The following is a 16,937-nucleotide window of genomic DNA, read 5'->3' as shown; positions in this document are numbered from 1 at the left end:
TTGTTTTTGATCGAGTTGATAGCGTCATCACTCCGAATGGCGGTACCCATCATCCTTACGGCAATTGGGGCGGTATATACCGAAAGAGCAGGTGTTGTGAATATAGGACTGGAAGGCATGATGATAGTGGGTTCCTTCTGGGGTGCCCTCGGATCCTATTATTTTGGACCTTATGTGGGATTTTTATTTGCAATGGCGGCGGGTGCTTTTTTGGCCTTGATTCATGCAATAGCCACGGTTACATTCAGAGTGGATCAGATTGTAAGCGGTGTAGCCCTTAATATTTTAGCCTACGGAAGTTCCAGATTTTTGAGTCAGGCGTTTTTCAAAATGGCCACTACAACTCCCCATGTAAACGGGCTTTTCAAGTTAAAGATTCCTCTGCTGGGGGAGACTTCACCTGTAATAATTTTAGCCCTCATTCTGGTGCCTGTAGCCGGATACATTCTGGAAAAGACCGTCTTCGGTTTAAGGCTGCGTTCTGTTGGTGAAAATCCTCTGGCGGCGGATACTCTCGGAATTAACGTTTTTAAGATGAAATACGCCGGAGTAATTATAAGCGGAGTGCTGGCAGGTCTTGCAGGAGCGTATTTAGCTCTGGAACATACCGGGATGTACGTGGAAGGAATGACTCAGGGCAAAGGATATATTGCCCTTGCCGCAATGATCTTTGGCAATTGGACTCCAAAAGGGGCCCTATGGGCATCATTACTCTTTGGTTTTGCAGAAAGTTTAAGTTTCAGGGTAGTGCAGAATGCGGTGATTCCCTACCAGTTCATAAAAATGATCCCGTACGTTTTGACACTGGCGGTGCTGGCCGGTGTGGTAAGAAAATCCACTCCGCCTGCTGCTGACGGTGTGCCTTACGAGAGAGGGACAAAATAAAATATTTTAAGGGAGGGCTTAAGGGTATGAGATTGAATGTCATACAATTGATGTCCCCTCTTCACGGAGAAGAAAAGGTAAAGGAAAGCCTTGCAAAAACCTATACGCTTTTTAATGAAAATTTTGAAGTAACCTATTTTGATTACGGGGAAATAAACGATGAATTTGCCAATAGGTCGAAGGATTTGACACTGGTATGGATAATGACGGGAGGGACGGAAGAAAAGTTCAAAAACATATTTGATTACCTTCCCAGGCCGGTAATTCTCCTTGCGGAGGATATAAACAATTCCCTCGCCGCTTCCTTGGAGATAATGTCTTTTGTCAGCGAATATAAAAAGGAAAAGGCATATCTTCTCTACAACGACAAAGATCAGGTACTGAATAAAATTAAAAGACTATCTCAAATAACGAAAACCATATCAAAAGTGGCTCTTTCTAACATCGGAAGTATAGGGGGGCCTTCCGGCTGGCTTATTTCCAGTGCAGTAGACTACGAGGGAGTAAAAAGGCGCTGGGGTTTAAATATTGTAGATATAACCATGGAGGAATTTTATAAAACCTTAGAAAGTTCTCAGGGTGACTACGATGGATATTTTGACAAAGCATTAAAAAGGATGGAGCCGGAGGAAAGGGATTTAGTGAATTCTCACAGGGTGTACAATGCCCTGAAGTCTTTAACCGAAAAATACAGGTTAAATGCTTTAACCCTGAAATGTTTCGACCTTTTAATGAAATACGGGATTACCGGATGTCCCGCGCTCTCCCGGTTGACCGATGAAGGCATTATAGCGGGTTGCGAAGGCGATTTACCCTCCACCTTTTCCATGTATATTTCTTACCTTTTGACCGGGGAGATTCCCTTTATGGCGAATCCTTCATCCGTCGATGTCAAAAAAAATACGATAATTTTTGCCCATTGCACGGTTCCTACAAAAGCCGTAAAAAATTATATATTGCGCTCTCATTTTGAGTCCGGGATGGGAGTGGGGATAAGGGGAGAATTTGAAAAAGGCAGGGTAACCATTTTAAAATTCGGCGGGGAAGACCTTTCAAAGGTTTCCTTTGCAAAAGGGAAAATAGTGGATAATCCTGAAAGCGAATTCCGGTGCAGAACCCAAATTGAGGTGTATTTGGAAAAGGATGTGGAGGATTTCTTATCGGGAACCCTGGGAAACCATCAGGTGATAATTCTGGGGGACCATACCGAATCCATTAAAGATTTGATTGCCATTAAAGGCTTAAATGTAAAATTATAATATTAATATATAATATTTTTAAAAGGGGTTGCGGTTTTGTGAATCATCCTGCGAAATTTGAATACGTATTAAATAAAATAAAAGAGATGATAGAAAAAGGAGAAATAAAAGAAGGAGAAAGACTGCCTTCGGAAATAGAGTATTCAAAGAAATTGGGGGTAAGCCGTGCAACTTTGAGAGAAGCCCTCAGGATTCTGGAAGATGAAGGATATGTAAAAAGATACCACGGTGTGGGAACTTTTGTTACCAGGCCCCGGGTCATAAAAAGCGGTATGGAAGAGCTAATAAGCATTACCCGGTTAATAGAAAAACAGGGCATGCGGCCGGGGACAAAAGACGTGTTGATTGAAAGGGTAAAACCCACAGAAAAGGAAGCTGCTTTAATGAATATACCTGTAGAAGACAATATATTCAGGATTCAGAGGGTGAGGACTGCGGATGATATTCCGGTGCTTTACTGCATAGACAGGATTCCGGCAAAATATGTAAAAAAAGAGTTCAATTTCAATAAGGAATCCCTTTTTCAATACCTGCAGGAGGATCTGGGCATCTATATAGCTTATGCAGTTTCCGATGTTATTCCCGTAAAAGCTAAGGTGAAGAATATTTATAAAAAGCTCGAGATGAAGTCCGCTTCCGGTGTATTACTGTTACTGGAGCAGCTGCATTTTGATGAAAATAATAATCCCATATTTTATTCTTCCAATTACTTTTCACCGGAAAAATTCAGGTTTTACATAGTGAGAAAGAGGGTGTAGGATGTTTTCTATTCAGGATTTAACTATAAAAGAAAGGGATTTGATTTCTAAGGCGCTGGAAGCCAAAGATAAAGCCTATGCGCCCTATTCAAAATTTAAGGTGGGTGCCGCTATTTTAACAAAAGAAGGTAAAATATATACCGGCTGTAATATTGAGAACGCTTCCTTTGGCCTTACGGTATGTGCCGAGCGGGTGGCTCTTTTTAAAGCCCTTTCGGAAGGGGAAAGGCGTATTGAAACATTAGCGGTAATTGCAGATGTGGATGAGCCGGTGTCACCCTGCGGTGCGTGCCGGCAGGTAATTCTCGAACTGGCAAAAGGGGCAAAAATTCTACTGTCCAATAAGGATGGCTCCCGGGTGATTAAAACCACTCCCGAAGAACTTTTACCCTACGGTTTTACCCTGTAAATTTGGTAAAGAAGGTGATGGTATGATTTTTGTTCCCGAAATAATCGAAAAGAAAAAAAGGGGAAAAAAACTTTCAAGGGAAGAAATTGAATTTTTGATAAAGGGTTACGTAGAGGGGGAAATTCCCGATTATCAGATAGCAGCATTTTTGATGGCCGTTTATTTTCGGGGCATGGATGAAGAAGAAACCACCTATCTTACACTGGCTATGGCCTCTTCAGGAGAAATGGTGGACCTATCAAAAATAGACGGAATAAAAGTAGATAAACACTCCAGCGGTGGAATAGCGGATACCACTACACTGGTGCTTATACCCCTTGTGGCTTCCTGCGGGGTAAAGGCTGCCAAAATGTCCGGCAGAGGGCTCGGGCATACAGGAGGTACCATTGATAAATTGGAATCGATTCCCGGCTTTAAAGTGGAACTTTCTCAGGATGAATTTGTCGAAAATGTAAACAGGATAGGGGCGGCAATAACGGGGCAATCGAAAAATTTGGTCCCTGCAGATAAAAAACTATACGCCTTAAGGGATGTTACGGCCACTGTAGATTCGATACCCTTGATAGCAAGCTCCATTATGAGTAAAAAAATTGCGGGCGGGGCGGATAAAATAGTGCTCGATGTAAAATTCGGGCGGGGGGCTTTCATGAAGACCTATGAAGAAGCTAAGGCTCTCGCCGAACTCATGGTAAAGATAGGAAATCTTGCAGGAAGGGAAACAGTGGCTTTTGTAACGGATATGGATCAGCCTCTGGGTCTTGCAATTGGAAATTCCATTGAGGTTATAGAAGCTATTGAGACCTTAAAAGGAAATGGGCATGAGGACCTGGTTAGACTTTGCCTTGAACTGGGTTCCGAAATGCTCCTTTTGTCCGGGCAATACAAAGAAAAAGAGGAAGCGGAAAATGCTCTGAAGGAGAACATGAAAAACGGCAGGGCTCTAACTAAACTAAAGGAAATCATAGGAGCTCAGGGCGGAGATGAAAGGGTAATTGAGGATTACAGCCTTTTGCCAAAAGCCAAGTATACCTTAGAGGTTTACCCCGGAAAAGAAGGATACATTAAGGAAATTGATGCCCTGAGATTAGGACTTACGGCAATGAAATTAGGTGCTGGCAGACAGAAAAAGGAAGATAATATCGACTTGGGTGTGGGAATTTGGATATACAAAAAAGTAGGAGATTTTGCCGAAAAGGATAAACCCTTGGCCCGTATTCTTGCCAATGACAGGGAGAAGCTGAACTGGGCGGTGAAAGAAGTTGAGGAATCCTTCCTCCTGACCGGGGAATACGTGCCAAAAAGGAACGTAATCTGGGCGAAAATTACCGGTAAGGAAGTTATAGAATATAAAAGCTGAAGTGAGGTAGGTAAAGTGATAGAAAGGGTAATACTCATAGTTCTGGACAGCGTTGGCATTGGTGAACTTCCCGACGCAAATCTTTTCAACGATGAGGGAAGCAACACCCTGGTAAATACAGCAAAAAAAGTTGGGGGACTTAATTTACCCAATTTGGAGAGAATGGGACTGGGTAACATTGCAAAAATACCGGGTGTAAAAAGCGTTGAAAGCCCAATAGCATCTTACGGAAAAGCAGCGGAAAAATCAGCGGGCAAGGATACAACAACCGGCCACTGGGAAATTGCGGGGCTCATACTTGAAAAGCCCTTTCCCGTCTACCCCCACGGATTTCCCGGGGAGATTATTTCAGAGTTTGAAAAAAGGATAGGAAGAAAGATCCTGGGTAATTACCCCGCCTCCGGAACGGAAATAATCAAAAAATTGGGCGAAGAACACATGAAGACCGGCTATCCCATAGTCTACACTTCCGCGGACTCCGTTTTTCAAATAGCTGCCCATGAAGAGGTAATTCCAGTCGAGGAGCTTTACAGGTACTGCGAAATCGCAAGGGAACTGCTTTCAGGAGAACACGCCGTTGCCCGGGTAATTGCCAGGCCTTTTGTAGGCTCTCCCGGTAATTTTACAAGAACTTATAACAGGAAGGACTTTTCTTTAAAGCCACCGGAGGATACCCTGCTGGATAAAGTAAAAAATAAAGGCTATGAAGTATGGGGAATCGGAAAAATAGGGGACATTTTTGCAGGAAAAGGACTTACCCAGGAGATACATACGGAGGGAAATATGGATGGGGTTGATAAAACCCTTGAAGCAATGAGCAGGGCAAAAAAAGGTCTTATTTTCACAAATCTCGTAGATTTTGATATGATTTACGGACACAGAAACAACGCGGAAGGTTATGCAAAAGCCTTAGAAGAGTTTGATAAAAGAATACCGGAAATTCTTTCTCAAATGAGAAAAGCCGATTGCCTTATTATCACCGCCGATCACGGTTGTGACCCCACTACTGAAAGCACCGATCACTCCAGAGAGTACGTTCCGGTTCTGGTGTACGGCCAGCAATTAAAAAGCGGGGTAAATCTGGGTACATTGAAAAGCTTTTCGGATATAGGGCAAACGGTAGCGGAAATGCTGGAATGTGAGCGTTTAAAACACGGGTGCAGCTTTTTTGATAAAATAAAATAAAAGGCCGAAAGGGCGGGATATTGGACTATGAGTTATAAAGAGGAACTTTTTAATGCCCTTGCTTTTCTGAAGGAGAAGGTTAATAGAAAACCTGAAATAGGAATAATACTGGGAAGCGGCTTAGGGGAACTGGGAGATCTTGCAAAAGACCCCGTAATAATACCCTATAGGGATATTCCGGGATTTCCCGCTTCCACCGTGAAGGGACACAGGGGTAATCTGATATTCGGTAAACTTTGCGGTAAGGATGTAGTTATGATGCAGGGGCGTTTTCACCTTTACGAAGGTTATCCTGTAAATAAAGTGGCTTTTGGCGTAAGGGTGCTCGGACTACTGGGCATAAACACTTTAATTGTCTCCAATGCCGCAGGGGGAATAAATGAAGATTTAAGACCGGGGGATCTTATGGTAATAAAAGACCATATAAATTTTACCGGAGAAAACCCCGTAATTGGTGAAGAAATAGAAGAGCTTGGACCGAGATTTTTCGATATGACCTTGGCCTATGATGAGAAATTAAGGATGATAGCCCGGCAGGTCTTTGAAGAATCGGGAGTAAAATTTAAAGAAGGGGTTTATGCTTTTTTTAAAGGACCCTCGTACGAGACGCCGGCGGAGATAAAGATGCTTAAAATCCTTGGAGCGGATGCGGTGGGGATGTCCACCGTTCCCGAGGTAATTGCGGCAAGACAGATGGGTATAAGGGTTTTCGGTGTTTCTCTTATAACAAATATGGCGGCGGGAATAAATAAAGAACCTCTTTCCCATGAAGAGGTGCTCGATATTTCAAAAAAAGCCGGCAAAAAATTTATCGATATAATTTTGAGATTTATAGAAAGAATTCATTAAACAAAGCCCCCGGGGTTTAAATCAGTTAAACCCCGGGGGCTTTTTTTGATTCAAGATTAAAAACTTAGATAAAACAATCCGTTAGAAATTAAAAGGTAAACTTGGCTGTATTTTCTTTGTGTAATTCCTATATTTCCAAATTCAGCATGGGGAGAATATAATAAAATCTTGTTATTGTTAATTCTTGTTTCTATAACTGCTGAAAAGTTTTTTAAATATTTATTGAATCGTTCCCTGGTGAGTATATTGTACCAATTATTAATAGCATCCTTAGCCGGAGTATTGTCGAGGAGGTCCCACCGTGGATAATCGGTGCTGGTACCTGAAGCAATAAAATCATCAAAAATCGCAAGAGATTTCACCTTAGGGGATAAAGGCTTTATTGCCGGACCTTCCCAGTATACCATGTCTAAGGTGTTTATATTTCCTGCTGTTAAACCAAAAGCAAAGGGATGAGCATTTTCTATAATTTTTATTCGTAAAAAACCGGTACCTGTCCGCCAGTAGTCCAATTCCTGTTCATCAGTGGCATCAACGAGGTTAAGCCAGAATCTATTGTTTTCCGAAGTAGAAGTTAAAGGAAGATATGCACCGGCGCAAATACCCAAATAATTACCCTTTGAAGAAATATATTCTTTTAATATACTGTATCCTTTGTTGCCAAGGCCATGGTAATAGGATTCTCCTGCGTCGGGACCGCCGGGTACGATGAGAATATCAAAAGAGTCCAGTAATCCCTTTCGTATATCATGATCATTGACATTTTCATAGTTAAATCCCATTTCACGAATTACTTCAATCAATGGATTTAAGCAGAACTCCGCTGCACCTTTTCCGGTATAAAGGGCTATCTTCTTTTTTGATAATCTTATACTATTTTCTATTTTAAAATCTGAGACTATTCCAGAGAAATAAACTTCACCTTTTTTCAATATTTCGATGATATCAGTATCTTTTTTGACAATAAACGCTCCTGGAGCAAAAAAATGTCCTTCGGGAAATTCTTCAGTATGAATTTTGGCTTCGGAAGTTAACCAGTAGACATCTTTTTTTTGAGATATAAAAGAATTAATAATATTAATTGTTTTTACCAGGTCTTTTTGAACACAGGTTACCCCCAATCTATCCATGGGGACAATTATATAATTTTCTTGAGGCATATGGCATCACCTCTTTTGATTTAAAAGATAATTTAAAAATTTTTCTTCGGTAGTTTTATCGGGACCTCCGGTTATCTTGCTAATAATTAGGAGTGATAGAATACTTAGTGTGAATCCCGGAATTAATTCGTAAATATAATTGGATAAACCAAGATTGTACCATAAAAGAATAGTTACCATTCCTACAATCATGCTTCCTATAGCGCCCTGTTTATTCAATTTTGGCCAGTATAAAGAAAAAATTACCAGGGGGCCAAAGCAGGCGGCTAAACCTCCCCAGGCATACAGAGCCACTTTGAAAACAAGGCCGCCTGATAAAGACATTAGCAATGACAATACAGAGATTATAATTACAGAAATTCTTTGGACTAAAATCAGCTGGTTTTCGCTCGTAACCTTAATGAATCGGGTATATATATTTGATGCGAATGAGGCAGCAGCCACCAGTAGGTATGCACTTACAGAAGATAAAATTGCAGCCATTACAGCAGCGGCAAATATACCGAGAGTATAATTAGGAAATAGATTTTTAGATAACACTATAAATATTTGCTCCGGATCTTCAGTTCCCGGATATAGTGCCCTTCCTAAAATACCGATTATGGCAGCTCCGTATGTGGTGAGTCCCACCCATATCATTGCAATAAGAGTAGAATCTTTTATCTCTTTTGGATCTTTTATGGACATAAAATTCGTCAATATATGAGGTTGTCCTGGGTAACCTATGCCTATTCCAATACCACCCATTATTAAACTAAAAATTGGCCAGAATCCTTTACTTCCACTTAAAAAGTAAAAGAAATTTTTATCCTGCTGTAATAAATTTAAAACTGCATTGTTAAGTCCACCTACATGAAACAATGAAACAAGAGGAACCAATATTAAGGCGATGAACATTAATGACCCTTGAACTAAATTACTCCAGCTGACTGCCAAAAAACCGCCTAAGAAGGTATAAATTAATACAATGCCAAGACCTATATAAATGCCGGTATTATAATCGAAACCAAAGGCGGCGTTTAATAGTTTACCGCTTCCAATGATTTCTGCTGAAGAGTTTATAATCATGAAAACTATGATAATAATGCCTGAAAGAAGGCTGATTGTTCCTTTATTATCGTTTAATCTTTTTTCAAAATAATCGATCAATGTTACTGCATTGTAGTATTCGGTTATTGTTCTTAGACGATTTGCAACTATTATCCAGTTAAAAAGGGTACCTGCCAAAATTCCGATAATTACCCAGATGGAGCCAAATCCTGACGCAAAGGCCATGCCAGGTAAACCTAACAGCAACCATCCGCTCATATCAGAAGATTCCGCTGAAATTGCTGTTATCCATTTGTTATTGCTTCTTCCGGCAATGGTGTAATCACTGTAGGATTTTGCCCTCAGGTATGTAATAAAGCCGATGAGAATCAATAAGAAAAGGTAGGCAATAAAAATTACTAAATTTATCAAGAAAATCCCCCCTCAATTTAATTAATTAAAATTATAAAACTTTCCCGTGAAAAAAAGTATTGATATAACTATACTGATAAACAATGGGACAAAAAACAGAAATAAATAGATAAATAATTGTGCCAAGGTATCACCTCCTCATTGCCTTCATAAATTCCAATTGTTATATACAAGGACAACTATATTATTGTATACAATCATTATAAATAACCTGAATATTATTTTCAAGTTAATAGTAAAAAAATTGTAAATAATTACTCATGAGGAAATTTAATATATAAATACAGAATAGCAAAATAATTTCAAAAAAAGGATATTTTAAATTTGCGTCGAATATAATATACCAATATGTTTTTATATTATAAACAATTGTCTACGATAAAAAGACATTATTTTGTTTAATTTTCGAAAGGAGGTACGGTTATGGCACTTGTGGTCCAAAAATTCGGAGGATCATCTTTGAATACCTTAGAAAACAGGAAAAAGGCTGTAAGCAAGATAGTGAAAGCAAAAAAAGAGGGAAACGATGTGGTAGTGGTGGTTTCAGCTATGGGAAGGAAAAACGATCCCTATGCTACGGATACCCTGCTGGATTTAGCCTTCCAGCATTACAATAAAACAAATTTGCGGAATTTAGATCTTTTGATGTCCTGCGGAGAGATAATATCTTCGGTGGTTGTTTGCGCTATGCTTGAAGGGGAAGGTTATGAAGCGGTGGCTTTAACCGGTTTTCAGGCGGGTATTACGACGGACAGCAATTTCTCTAATGCCGCTGTAAAAGAGGTAAAAACCGAAAAGATAAAAAAGCTGCTTAAAGAGGGGAAAATTCCTGTAGTAGCAGGATTTCAAGGTTGCACTGAAGACTTTGAAATTACAACTCTGGGCAGAGGCGGAAGCGATATTACCGCTATCGTGCTGGGCGGGTATTTAAAAGCAGATGTAGTGGAAATATATACCGATGTGCCGGGTGTAGCTGTTATTGATCCCTCTATTTATCCTTTAACCAAATTTTTGAAAAACCTGTCTTTTGACGAAATGATAAACATGGCCGTATGCGGAGCTAAAGTGATGCACCCCAAAGCGGTGGAATACGCAAAAAGTTTTAAAATGCCCTTCTATGTAAAATCTACTTTTTGCGATGGGGAAGGTACCCTTGTGGGCTTTAACGATTCAAAAGAATCTATCACCGGGATTGTAATAAAAGATGAGGAGCTATCATTGATTTTTGGCAGAGAAAACAGGCTGAGTAAATCTGAAGAAAGGAAAGTAATTAATATTTTAAAACAGTACGATTATAAAGAGGTTTGTTTCGGCAACTGCACATACAAAGTCCAGTTGAATCGCTGGTCTGCCAAAGAAGCTGCACTAAAAATTTATCAAGAGTTTTACGAAGAAGATTTTAACAAAAAAGCTATCTCTTTTTGAAACAAATTAAACTAATTTTTCATATTATATTTATTGACATGATTTTGGTTATGTTTTAAAATTTTTTTTATATACGCTGATGAGCAACACTATTCATCAAAAGGAGGATATGGGATGAAAAAATACAATGTTGCCGTTGTCGGAGCCACCGGCGCAGTGGGAAGGACCATGCTCAAAGTGCTGGAAGAAAGAGATTTTCCGGTAAACAACCTTCTTTTACTGGCTTCTTCCAGATCGGAGGGGCTTTCGCTGGAATTCAAAGGTAAGACATACCGGGTAAAAGAAGCTCAGCCTTCAGATTTTGAAGGTATTGATATAGCACTGTTTTCTGCAGGAAAAGAAATAAGCTTGAATTTGGCTCCCGAAGCTGTTAAAAGAGGAGCGGTGGTAATTGATAACAGCAATGCCTTCCGGTTAAAAAAAGACGTTCCGCTGGTAGTTCCGGAGGTAAATTCCAGGGACCTTTTATGGCACAAAGGCTTAATTGCAAATCCCAACTGTTCCACAATACAGATGGTAGTTGTATTAAAGCCTCTTCACGACAGGGCAAGAATAAAAAGGGTGGTAGTGTCTACTTATCAGGCGGTATCCGGAACCGGCCTTGAAGCAATCGATGAACTGAAAGCTCAATCCGAAGAAATTTTGAGGGGGAAAACTCCTGAAGCAAAAGTATATCCGCACCCCATAGCATTTAACTTGCTTCCCCATATTGATGTTTTTGATGAAACCGGATATTCCCTCGAGGAATGGAAGATGGTCCATGAGACAAAAAAGATAATGGGAGATAAGGACATTCAGGTAAGCGCAACTACGGTAAGGGTTCCTGTTTTGAATTGCCATTCGGAATCGGTTAATGTAGAGTTTTATAATAAGATAACCCGGGAAGAAGCTGTAGAAATTCTATCGAAAGCCGAAGGTGTAGTGGTCCAGGATGACCCTGCCAACAAAGTATATCCCATGCCTTTTTATATAAGCGGGAAAAATGAAGTTTTTGTAGGCAGGATAAGGCAGGATTTTACAGTGGAAAGCGGCCTTAACCTCTGGATTGTGGCTGATAACCTTAGGAAAGGTGCTGCATATAATGCCGTCCAGATAGCCGAAAGATTAATTAATATGAATCTTATTTGAGGTGGGTTCAATGAGGGTAGTTGTTCAAAAATTCGGGGGGACTTCGGTAGCAACACCGGGTGCCAGAGAATTGGTTATAAAACATGCGTTAAACAGGAAAAATGAAGGATACCAGACCGTTGTGGTGGTATCGGCTATGGGCCGGATGGGTGATCCCTATGCCACCGATACCCTGCTATCCCTTTTAAGCGGAAGAAAGGTGGAAGCCAGGGAAAGAGACCTTTTAATTTCCTGTGGAGAGATAATTTCGGCGGCGGTAATAGCCTCGCTTTTTCAAGATAAAGGTTACCGGGCGAAAGCCTTTACCGGTTTTCAGGCAGGGATAATTACGGATGATAATTTCGGGAATGCGAAAATTCTGGATGTAAAGCCCGATAATATAATTAAAGCATTAGAAGAAGGAATAATTCCGGTTGTCGCAGGGTTTCAGGGTGTTACCGGGGAAATGGATATAACCACCTTAGGAAGGGGAGGAAGCGATACTACGGCGGTAGCCTTGGGAGCTGCATTGAAGGCGGAGTGTGTAGAAATTTTTACCGATGTGGAGGGGATAATGACGGCGGACCCCAAAATAGTAAGCAATGCCAAAATGCTCGATGAAGTTAATTACAGGGAAGTAACGGAAATGGCATATAACGGGGCAAAAGTAATACATCCCAGGGCAGTAGAACTGGCAATGCATTATAACATTCCCCTGAGAATAAGGTCTACTTTTTCCGATGCTCAGGGCACTTTGATAAGATTGGTCCCCGAAAGGGTGGTTACGGGTATTGCCCATGCTACTCATATTGCCCAGCTTAAAATAAAAGTCCCCAGCAATGATAAAGAATTAGAGTCCAGGATTTTTAAAGAACTGGCAAAAAAGGGAATAAGTATTGACATGATTAATATTTTTCCGGATGTGAAGATATTTACCTTGGCGGAAGAAGCAGTTTCCAAGGCCGCAGAGGTGCTCAAGGATTTAGGGGTTTCCTATGAAATAACAAAAAATCTTGCCAAGGTAACAGTAGTGGGAGGAGGAATGACTGGTATTCCCGGGGTAATGCTCAGCATTATAGAAGCATTAAAAAAGGAGAATATAGACATACTGCAGACTTCCGATTCCCATACCACCATTTCCTGCCTTATAAAAGAAGAGGATGTAAAAAAAGCGGTACTTGCCTTGCATGAAAAGTTTGAGCTATAATCATAACAAAAAGTATTGGGAGGTAATGGAAGGTGTATTTCGAAAAACCCGGAGCTGAAAACACGCAAAAAACTGTAGAAATAGTGAAAAAAGCTGTGGAGGAAAGGGGAATCAGGCATGTTGTCGCTGCCTCCAATGAAGGCAGGACGGCAAAACTTTTGGTGGATGCAAATATAAACGCTAACCTTGTCATAGTAACTCATGCCTGTGGATTCAGGGCTCCCGGCGATATGGAATTTCCCGAAGATTTGAGGGAGGAATTGATAAAAAAAGGAGTGAAGGTGCTGACCACCACCCATGTCCTTTCAGGTGCGGAGAGAGGTCTTAGCAGAAAATTCGGTGGGGTTTATCCTGTGGAGATAATTGCAAATACCCTCAGAATGTTTGGCCAGGGCGTGAAAGTTTGCGTGGAAGTGGCCACAATGGCTCTGGATGCCGGGTTAATTCCCTACGGCGAAGAGATAATAGCAATTGGAGGCACGAGTGAAGGGGCGGATTCCGCCGTAATTATGAAACCCGCCCATGCCGCCAATATAATGGATACATGGATAAGTGAAATACTTTGTAAACCAAAAAATAGGAACTGACAGGCTACCTGCCTGATTTAGGAATAAGGTCAGGCAGGTTTTTTTATTACATCGTAGGATTTAATAAGATCGATAATATAACTTTTCGTAAGAGCACCTTCAATTCGGGTCTTTATAGTTCCGCTGCAGTCAATGAAAATATTTAAAGGAATTCCCCGGATGGAATATTTTTTAATTGTTTCTCCCCTTGGATCGGAAAGTACCGGGAAGGTGTAACCCTTTTCGTTTATATACGCTTTAACCTTTTCCACATCTTTATCCAAATTTACCGTAATTAAAAGGGTATTTTCCGGGAGTTCATTAAAAAATGACTGAAGCTCGTCTAATTCTTTTAAACAGTAAGGGCAGTTTATCGACCAGAAGTTGAGAAAAATGTTTTTACCCTTGTAGTCGGAGAACCGGACAGGGTTGCCTTTAAGGTCCTTTAGTTCAAAATCGGGAGCAGGGCTGTTCTCAAAAGGAGCGGGACCGCTGACCTGAGAAGGAGTACAACCTGTTATCAGCATTAATAAAAGGATTAAAAGAAAACAAAATACTTTTTTCAAACCGAAGCCTCCTTTCTAAAAAAATTATATTAGTTCAAAAAGAAGACTTAACCCGGTTACTATCAAAAGGGCTCCCGCTATTTTTTTTGAGAAGGGAGCAAATTTTAATAATAAACTTTTTGCTTTTTGTGAATTGCTAAAAATCACTGAAAAAATAAAAAAGGGTAAGCCAAATCCTGCGGAGAAAGAAAACAGGAGAAGGGATCCCATCTTTATATCCCGGGTTGTACCTGCCATTAATAAAATTGAAGAAAGAATTGGGCCTATGCACGGCGTCCAACCGGCCGAGAAAAAAATCCCGAGGATAAAGGAGGTGAAAGGGGATATAGAAATAAATTCCAGATATCTTCTTTTTTCCTTCATAAGAAAATTAAGTTTTAATAGATCCAGAAGGTTAAGCCCCAGAATAATTATTATTACATCGGCTATTTTTGAAAAAAGAAATTTATTCATTACTAAAAACCTGCTTAGAGCGGTAAAGGAAAGTCCCAGTGCCGTAAAAGTGATGGAAAATCCTCCAATAAAAAAAAGGGAATTAACAATCAAGCTTCCTTTTTTTTCGCCGCTTCCCGCAAGAATTCCCGCATAAACAGGGAGCAAAGGCACAACGCAGGGAGAAAAAAAGGCCAGCACCCCTCCTGCAAAAGCGGAAAAAAATGAAATTTGATAGTTCATTATCTTTCCACCATCCATTTTATATATTCAAAATAGAAGTAAACTATGCCTGATCACCTTTTAATTTCATAGTAAATTATATCATAAAATATCAATATATTCGAATATAAAAAACAAAAATATATTCTACTGTTATTACTTTTATTTTCATTTTTTGAAATTCATAATTAGTTTCCCCTCTTGGGTTTCTATCGAGGCAATTTTTAGTTCGTAGGGTAGAGGAGGGGGTGTGAAAGATAAATCGTAACCGGTCAAAAGATCTTTTATTACTTCCGGCAAAAGGGTAATTCCATTAAATTCTAATCTTATTGGATCAAACTTTATTTTTCCTTCCTCCGTAAGAGCTACCGTGCAGGTAATGGAATAAACCGTATTACCGGATTTATCCTTTTCGGATACTGTTATTCCTTCCTTAGTAACTTTAAAATACACATTTTTCAATTCTTCCTTCCCTGAAAGTAGTTTTTCCGTCAGGGATTTTTCATAAAATTCTCCCTTAGCGGTAAGGGTAAAGTAGTTCACATGAAGTTTATCCGGGCTTATGGATGTCCAGGGAAGGGAAGTTAAATTCTTTAATAGATAATCAAGGGAAGGTAGCACCACCTGCCAGTTTTTGCTCATATCTTCAAGAAATTCAGGATCCTTAAAAATCCTCCTGGCTTTAGCCAGTTCCGTTTCCTTAAAAATTTTTGCTTTTTCCAGCTCCAAAAGCGTATTTTTTGATTCCTTTTCTAATTGAGCAATTTTCTTTTGTTTTTCCATTATTTTTTCTTCCTCCTGCTTTTTTAAAACTATTAAGGTTTTTACTTCATCAATTACATTATTATAGTATTCCGTTACAAAAATAATGTTATCAAGCCTCCTCAAGAAGTCACCCAGGCTTTCGGAACCGGCGAGAACGGCAAGAAATGTGCCAAACCCTCCTTTGTAAGCGAAGACAATAAAGGAAGACAGTTTTTTACGTTTTTCTTTCAGTGTACCTTCCAATTTTTTTAAATCTCTTTTATTATTTAATAAAGTTTTGTTTAATTCTTCTCTTTGTCTCTCCAAATTGCTGATTTTTTCTTTTAAAGAGTGTATTTTTGAATCTAAGGATAAAATCTCCTCAAGTAACTCCTGCTCTTTTGAATCCATTATCGGAACAGGTGACGGAAGGGAAAAGGAAACAAAAGGACAGGAAATAAAAATGAAAATGAGGTAAAATAGTAGTATAAATAGGGTTAAGAGGGATTTTGTATTTTTCACCATAAATTTTCCTCCCGAAAAATAATATTCGACGCTTTTTGAAAATATCCTTGAAAAATTATTTTAAGGAAAGGAGTATAAAAATGAAAATTGCTTTTTTTTCCGATGTTCACTCCAATTTTGAAGCATTAAAAGCAGTCCTCGAAGATATAAAACTTTATAATCCCGATAAAATCCTTTGTCTCGGGGACCTGGTAGGTTACGGAGCAAGCCCCAATGAAGTTATAGAGCTGATAAGGGAAAAAAGTATTACAACGGTGATGGGAAATTACGATGAAGCAGTAGGGTTTAAAAAGATTGTCTGCGGCTGTGATTATAAAACGGAAGAAGAGGCAATGCTCGGGGGAATTTCTCTATCCTGGACCTCGGAAAATATTAAAGAGGATAACCGCGAATTTTTAAAAAATCTGCCCCGCAAGGTGGAGTTTGAAGCGGAGGGCTATAAAATCTTGGCCGTGCATGGAAGCCCGGAGAGGACAAATGAATACCTTTTCGAGGATACTTCCCTGGAAAGGTTCACAAAATTTTTTGAGGAAAATCACTGTCACATACTTTTATGCGGTCATACCCATATTCCTTACGTAAAAACCATAAAGGACAGATTTGTAATTAATGCCGGGAGTGTGGGAAAGCCGAAGCCCGAGCAAGGGAAAAATAAATTTTCAAATGATGCCACTTGGGTTTTTATAGAAATAAAACCGGGAGAACTTACCTTTAAAATAATGAAAGTCCCCTATGACTTTGAAAAAAGCGCAGGGCTGATAGAAGAAAGGGGACTGCCGAAATTATTCGCAAATCTTGTGAGAGGAATCGCGTAAAGGGC

The 16,937-nt window shown here is 39.8% G+C and carries 17 protein-coding genes; 12 read left to right on the top strand and 5 right to left on the bottom strand.

Features of this window, described 5'->3' with window-relative positions:
* From ACPLOV_RS05315 to ACPLOV_RS05285, 7 genes are read left to right on the top strand one after another with little or no spacing between them, the layout of a single operon-like run.
* On the top strand, window positions 1–885 hold the full coding sequence (locus ACPLOV_RS05315; protein WP_083947372.1) for an ABC transporter permease: 885 nt from the start codon (window positions 1–3) through the stop codon (window positions 883–885).
* A 26-nt stretch (window positions 886–911) separates the two neighbouring features.
* Complete coding sequence (locus ACPLOV_RS05310) at window positions 912–2,144, top strand: fucose isomerase (protein WP_424910754.1); 1,233 nt, start codon at window positions 912–914, stop codon at window positions 2,142–2,144.
* Window positions 2,145–2,182: 38 nt separating this feature from the next.
* On the top strand, window positions 2,183–2,902 hold the full coding sequence (locus ACPLOV_RS05305; protein WP_424910753.1) for a GntR family transcriptional regulator: 720 nt from the start codon (window positions 2,183–2,185) through the stop codon (window positions 2,900–2,902).
* 1 nt (window position 2,903) lies between these two features.
* Window positions 2,904–3,311: a cytidine deaminase gene (locus ACPLOV_RS05300; RefSeq protein WP_424909543.1), complete on the top strand. Its 408-nt coding sequence runs from the start codon at window positions 2,904–2,906 to the stop codon at window positions 3,309–3,311.
* 22 nt (window positions 3,312–3,333) lie between these two features.
* Entirely contained in the window at window positions 3,334–4,668 is a 1,335-nt protein-coding gene (locus ACPLOV_RS05295; RefSeq protein WP_424909542.1) for a pyrimidine-nucleoside phosphorylase, read from the top strand.
* A 15-nt stretch (window positions 4,669–4,683) separates the two neighbouring features.
* A complete protein-coding gene (locus ACPLOV_RS05290; protein ID WP_424909541.1) occupies window positions 4,684–5,853 on the top strand; it encodes a phosphopentomutase in 1,170 nt (389 codons plus the stop codon).
* A gap of 27 nt (window positions 5,854–5,880) precedes the next feature.
* Window positions 5,881–6,702 carry a purine-nucleoside phosphorylase gene (locus ACPLOV_RS05285; protein ID WP_424910752.1) on the top strand — a complete coding sequence of 274 codons (822 nt, stop codon included), beginning with the start codon at window positions 5,881–5,883 and terminating at the stop codon, window positions 6,700–6,702.
* A 56-nt stretch (window positions 6,703–6,758) separates the two neighbouring features.
* On the opposite strand, the gene ACPLOV_RS05280 is transcribed toward ACPLOV_RS05285, so the two are convergent.
* Both ACPLOV_RS05280 and ACPLOV_RS05275 read right to left on the bottom strand, forming a co-directional pair.
* Complete coding sequence (locus ACPLOV_RS05280; protein ID WP_424910751.1) at window positions 6,759–7,862, bottom strand: BPL-N domain-containing protein; 1,104 nt, start codon at window positions 7,860–7,862, stop codon at window positions 6,759–6,761.
* 6 nt (window positions 7,863–7,868) lie between these two features.
* Window positions 7,869–9,323, bottom strand: a complete 1,455-nt coding sequence (locus ACPLOV_RS05275) for a sodium/proline symporter (RefSeq protein WP_424908902.1) — start codon at window positions 9,321–9,323, stop codon at window positions 7,869–7,871.
* Window positions 9,324–9,746: 423 nt separating this feature from the next.
* Here ACPLOV_RS05275 and ACPLOV_RS05270 point away from each other — a divergent pair, with 423 nt between their 5' ends.
* From ACPLOV_RS05270 to ACPLOV_RS05255, 4 genes are all read left to right on the top strand, one after another.
* Complete coding sequence (locus ACPLOV_RS05270) at window positions 9,747–10,748, top strand: aspartate kinase (RefSeq protein WP_424908903.1); 1,002 nt, start codon at window positions 9,747–9,749, stop codon at window positions 10,746–10,748.
* Window positions 10,749–10,862: 114 nt separating this feature from the next.
* Entirely contained in the window at window positions 10,863–11,876 is a 1,014-nt protein-coding gene (locus ACPLOV_RS05265; protein WP_424908904.1) for an aspartate-semialdehyde dehydrogenase, read from the top strand.
* A 10-nt stretch (window positions 11,877–11,886) separates the two neighbouring features.
* Window positions 11,887–13,062 carry an aspartate kinase gene (gene dapG, locus ACPLOV_RS05260; protein ID WP_424908905.1) on the top strand — a complete coding sequence of 392 codons (1,176 nt, stop codon included), beginning with the start codon at window positions 11,887–11,889 and terminating at the stop codon, window positions 13,060–13,062.
* Window positions 13,063–13,094: 32 nt separating this feature from the next.
* Window positions 13,095–13,649: a pyruvate kinase alpha/beta domain-containing protein gene (locus tag ACPLOV_RS05255; protein WP_424908906.1), complete on the top strand. Its 555-nt coding sequence runs from the start codon at window positions 13,095–13,097 to the stop codon at window positions 13,647–13,649.
* A 29-nt stretch (window positions 13,650–13,678) separates the two neighbouring features.
* On the opposite strand, the gene ACPLOV_RS05250 is transcribed toward ACPLOV_RS05255, so the two are convergent.
* From ACPLOV_RS05250 to ACPLOV_RS05240, 3 genes are all read right to left on the bottom strand, one after another.
* The gene (locus ACPLOV_RS05250) at window positions 13,679–14,194 is read right to left on the bottom strand and encodes a TlpA family protein disulfide reductase (protein ID WP_424908907.1); all 516 of its coding nucleotides are present in this window, start codon (window positions 14,192–14,194) and stop codon (window positions 13,679–13,681) included.
* A 24-nt stretch (window positions 14,195–14,218) separates the two neighbouring features.
* Window positions 14,219–14,869 carry a cytochrome c biogenesis CcdA family protein gene (locus ACPLOV_RS05245; RefSeq protein WP_424910750.1) on the bottom strand — a complete coding sequence of 217 codons (651 nt, stop codon included), beginning with the start codon at window positions 14,867–14,869 and terminating at the stop codon, window positions 14,219–14,221.
* 147 nt (window positions 14,870–15,016) lie between these two features.
* On the bottom strand, window positions 15,017–16,117 hold the full coding sequence (locus ACPLOV_RS05240; protein WP_424910748.1) for a coiled-coil domain-containing protein: 1,101 nt from the start codon (window positions 16,115–16,117) through the stop codon (window positions 15,017–15,019).
* Window positions 16,118–16,197: 80 nt separating this feature from the next.
* Between ACPLOV_RS05240 and ACPLOV_RS05235 the strand changes: the two genes are divergently transcribed.
* Entirely contained in the window at window positions 16,198–16,932 is a 735-nt protein-coding gene (locus ACPLOV_RS05235) for a metallophosphoesterase family protein (protein WP_424908910.1), read from the top strand.
* The last annotated feature ends 5 nt before the right edge of the window (window positions 16,933–16,937 follow it).

It is taken from the genome of Thermovenabulum sp. (assembly GCF_049723235.1).
GTDB lineage: Bacteria > Bacillota > Thermosediminibacteria > Thermosediminibacterales > Thermosediminibacteraceae > Thermovenabulum.
The sequence above is the reverse complement of the archived record's forward strand: the minus strand, read 5'-3'. Positions and strand labels throughout refer to the sequence as shown.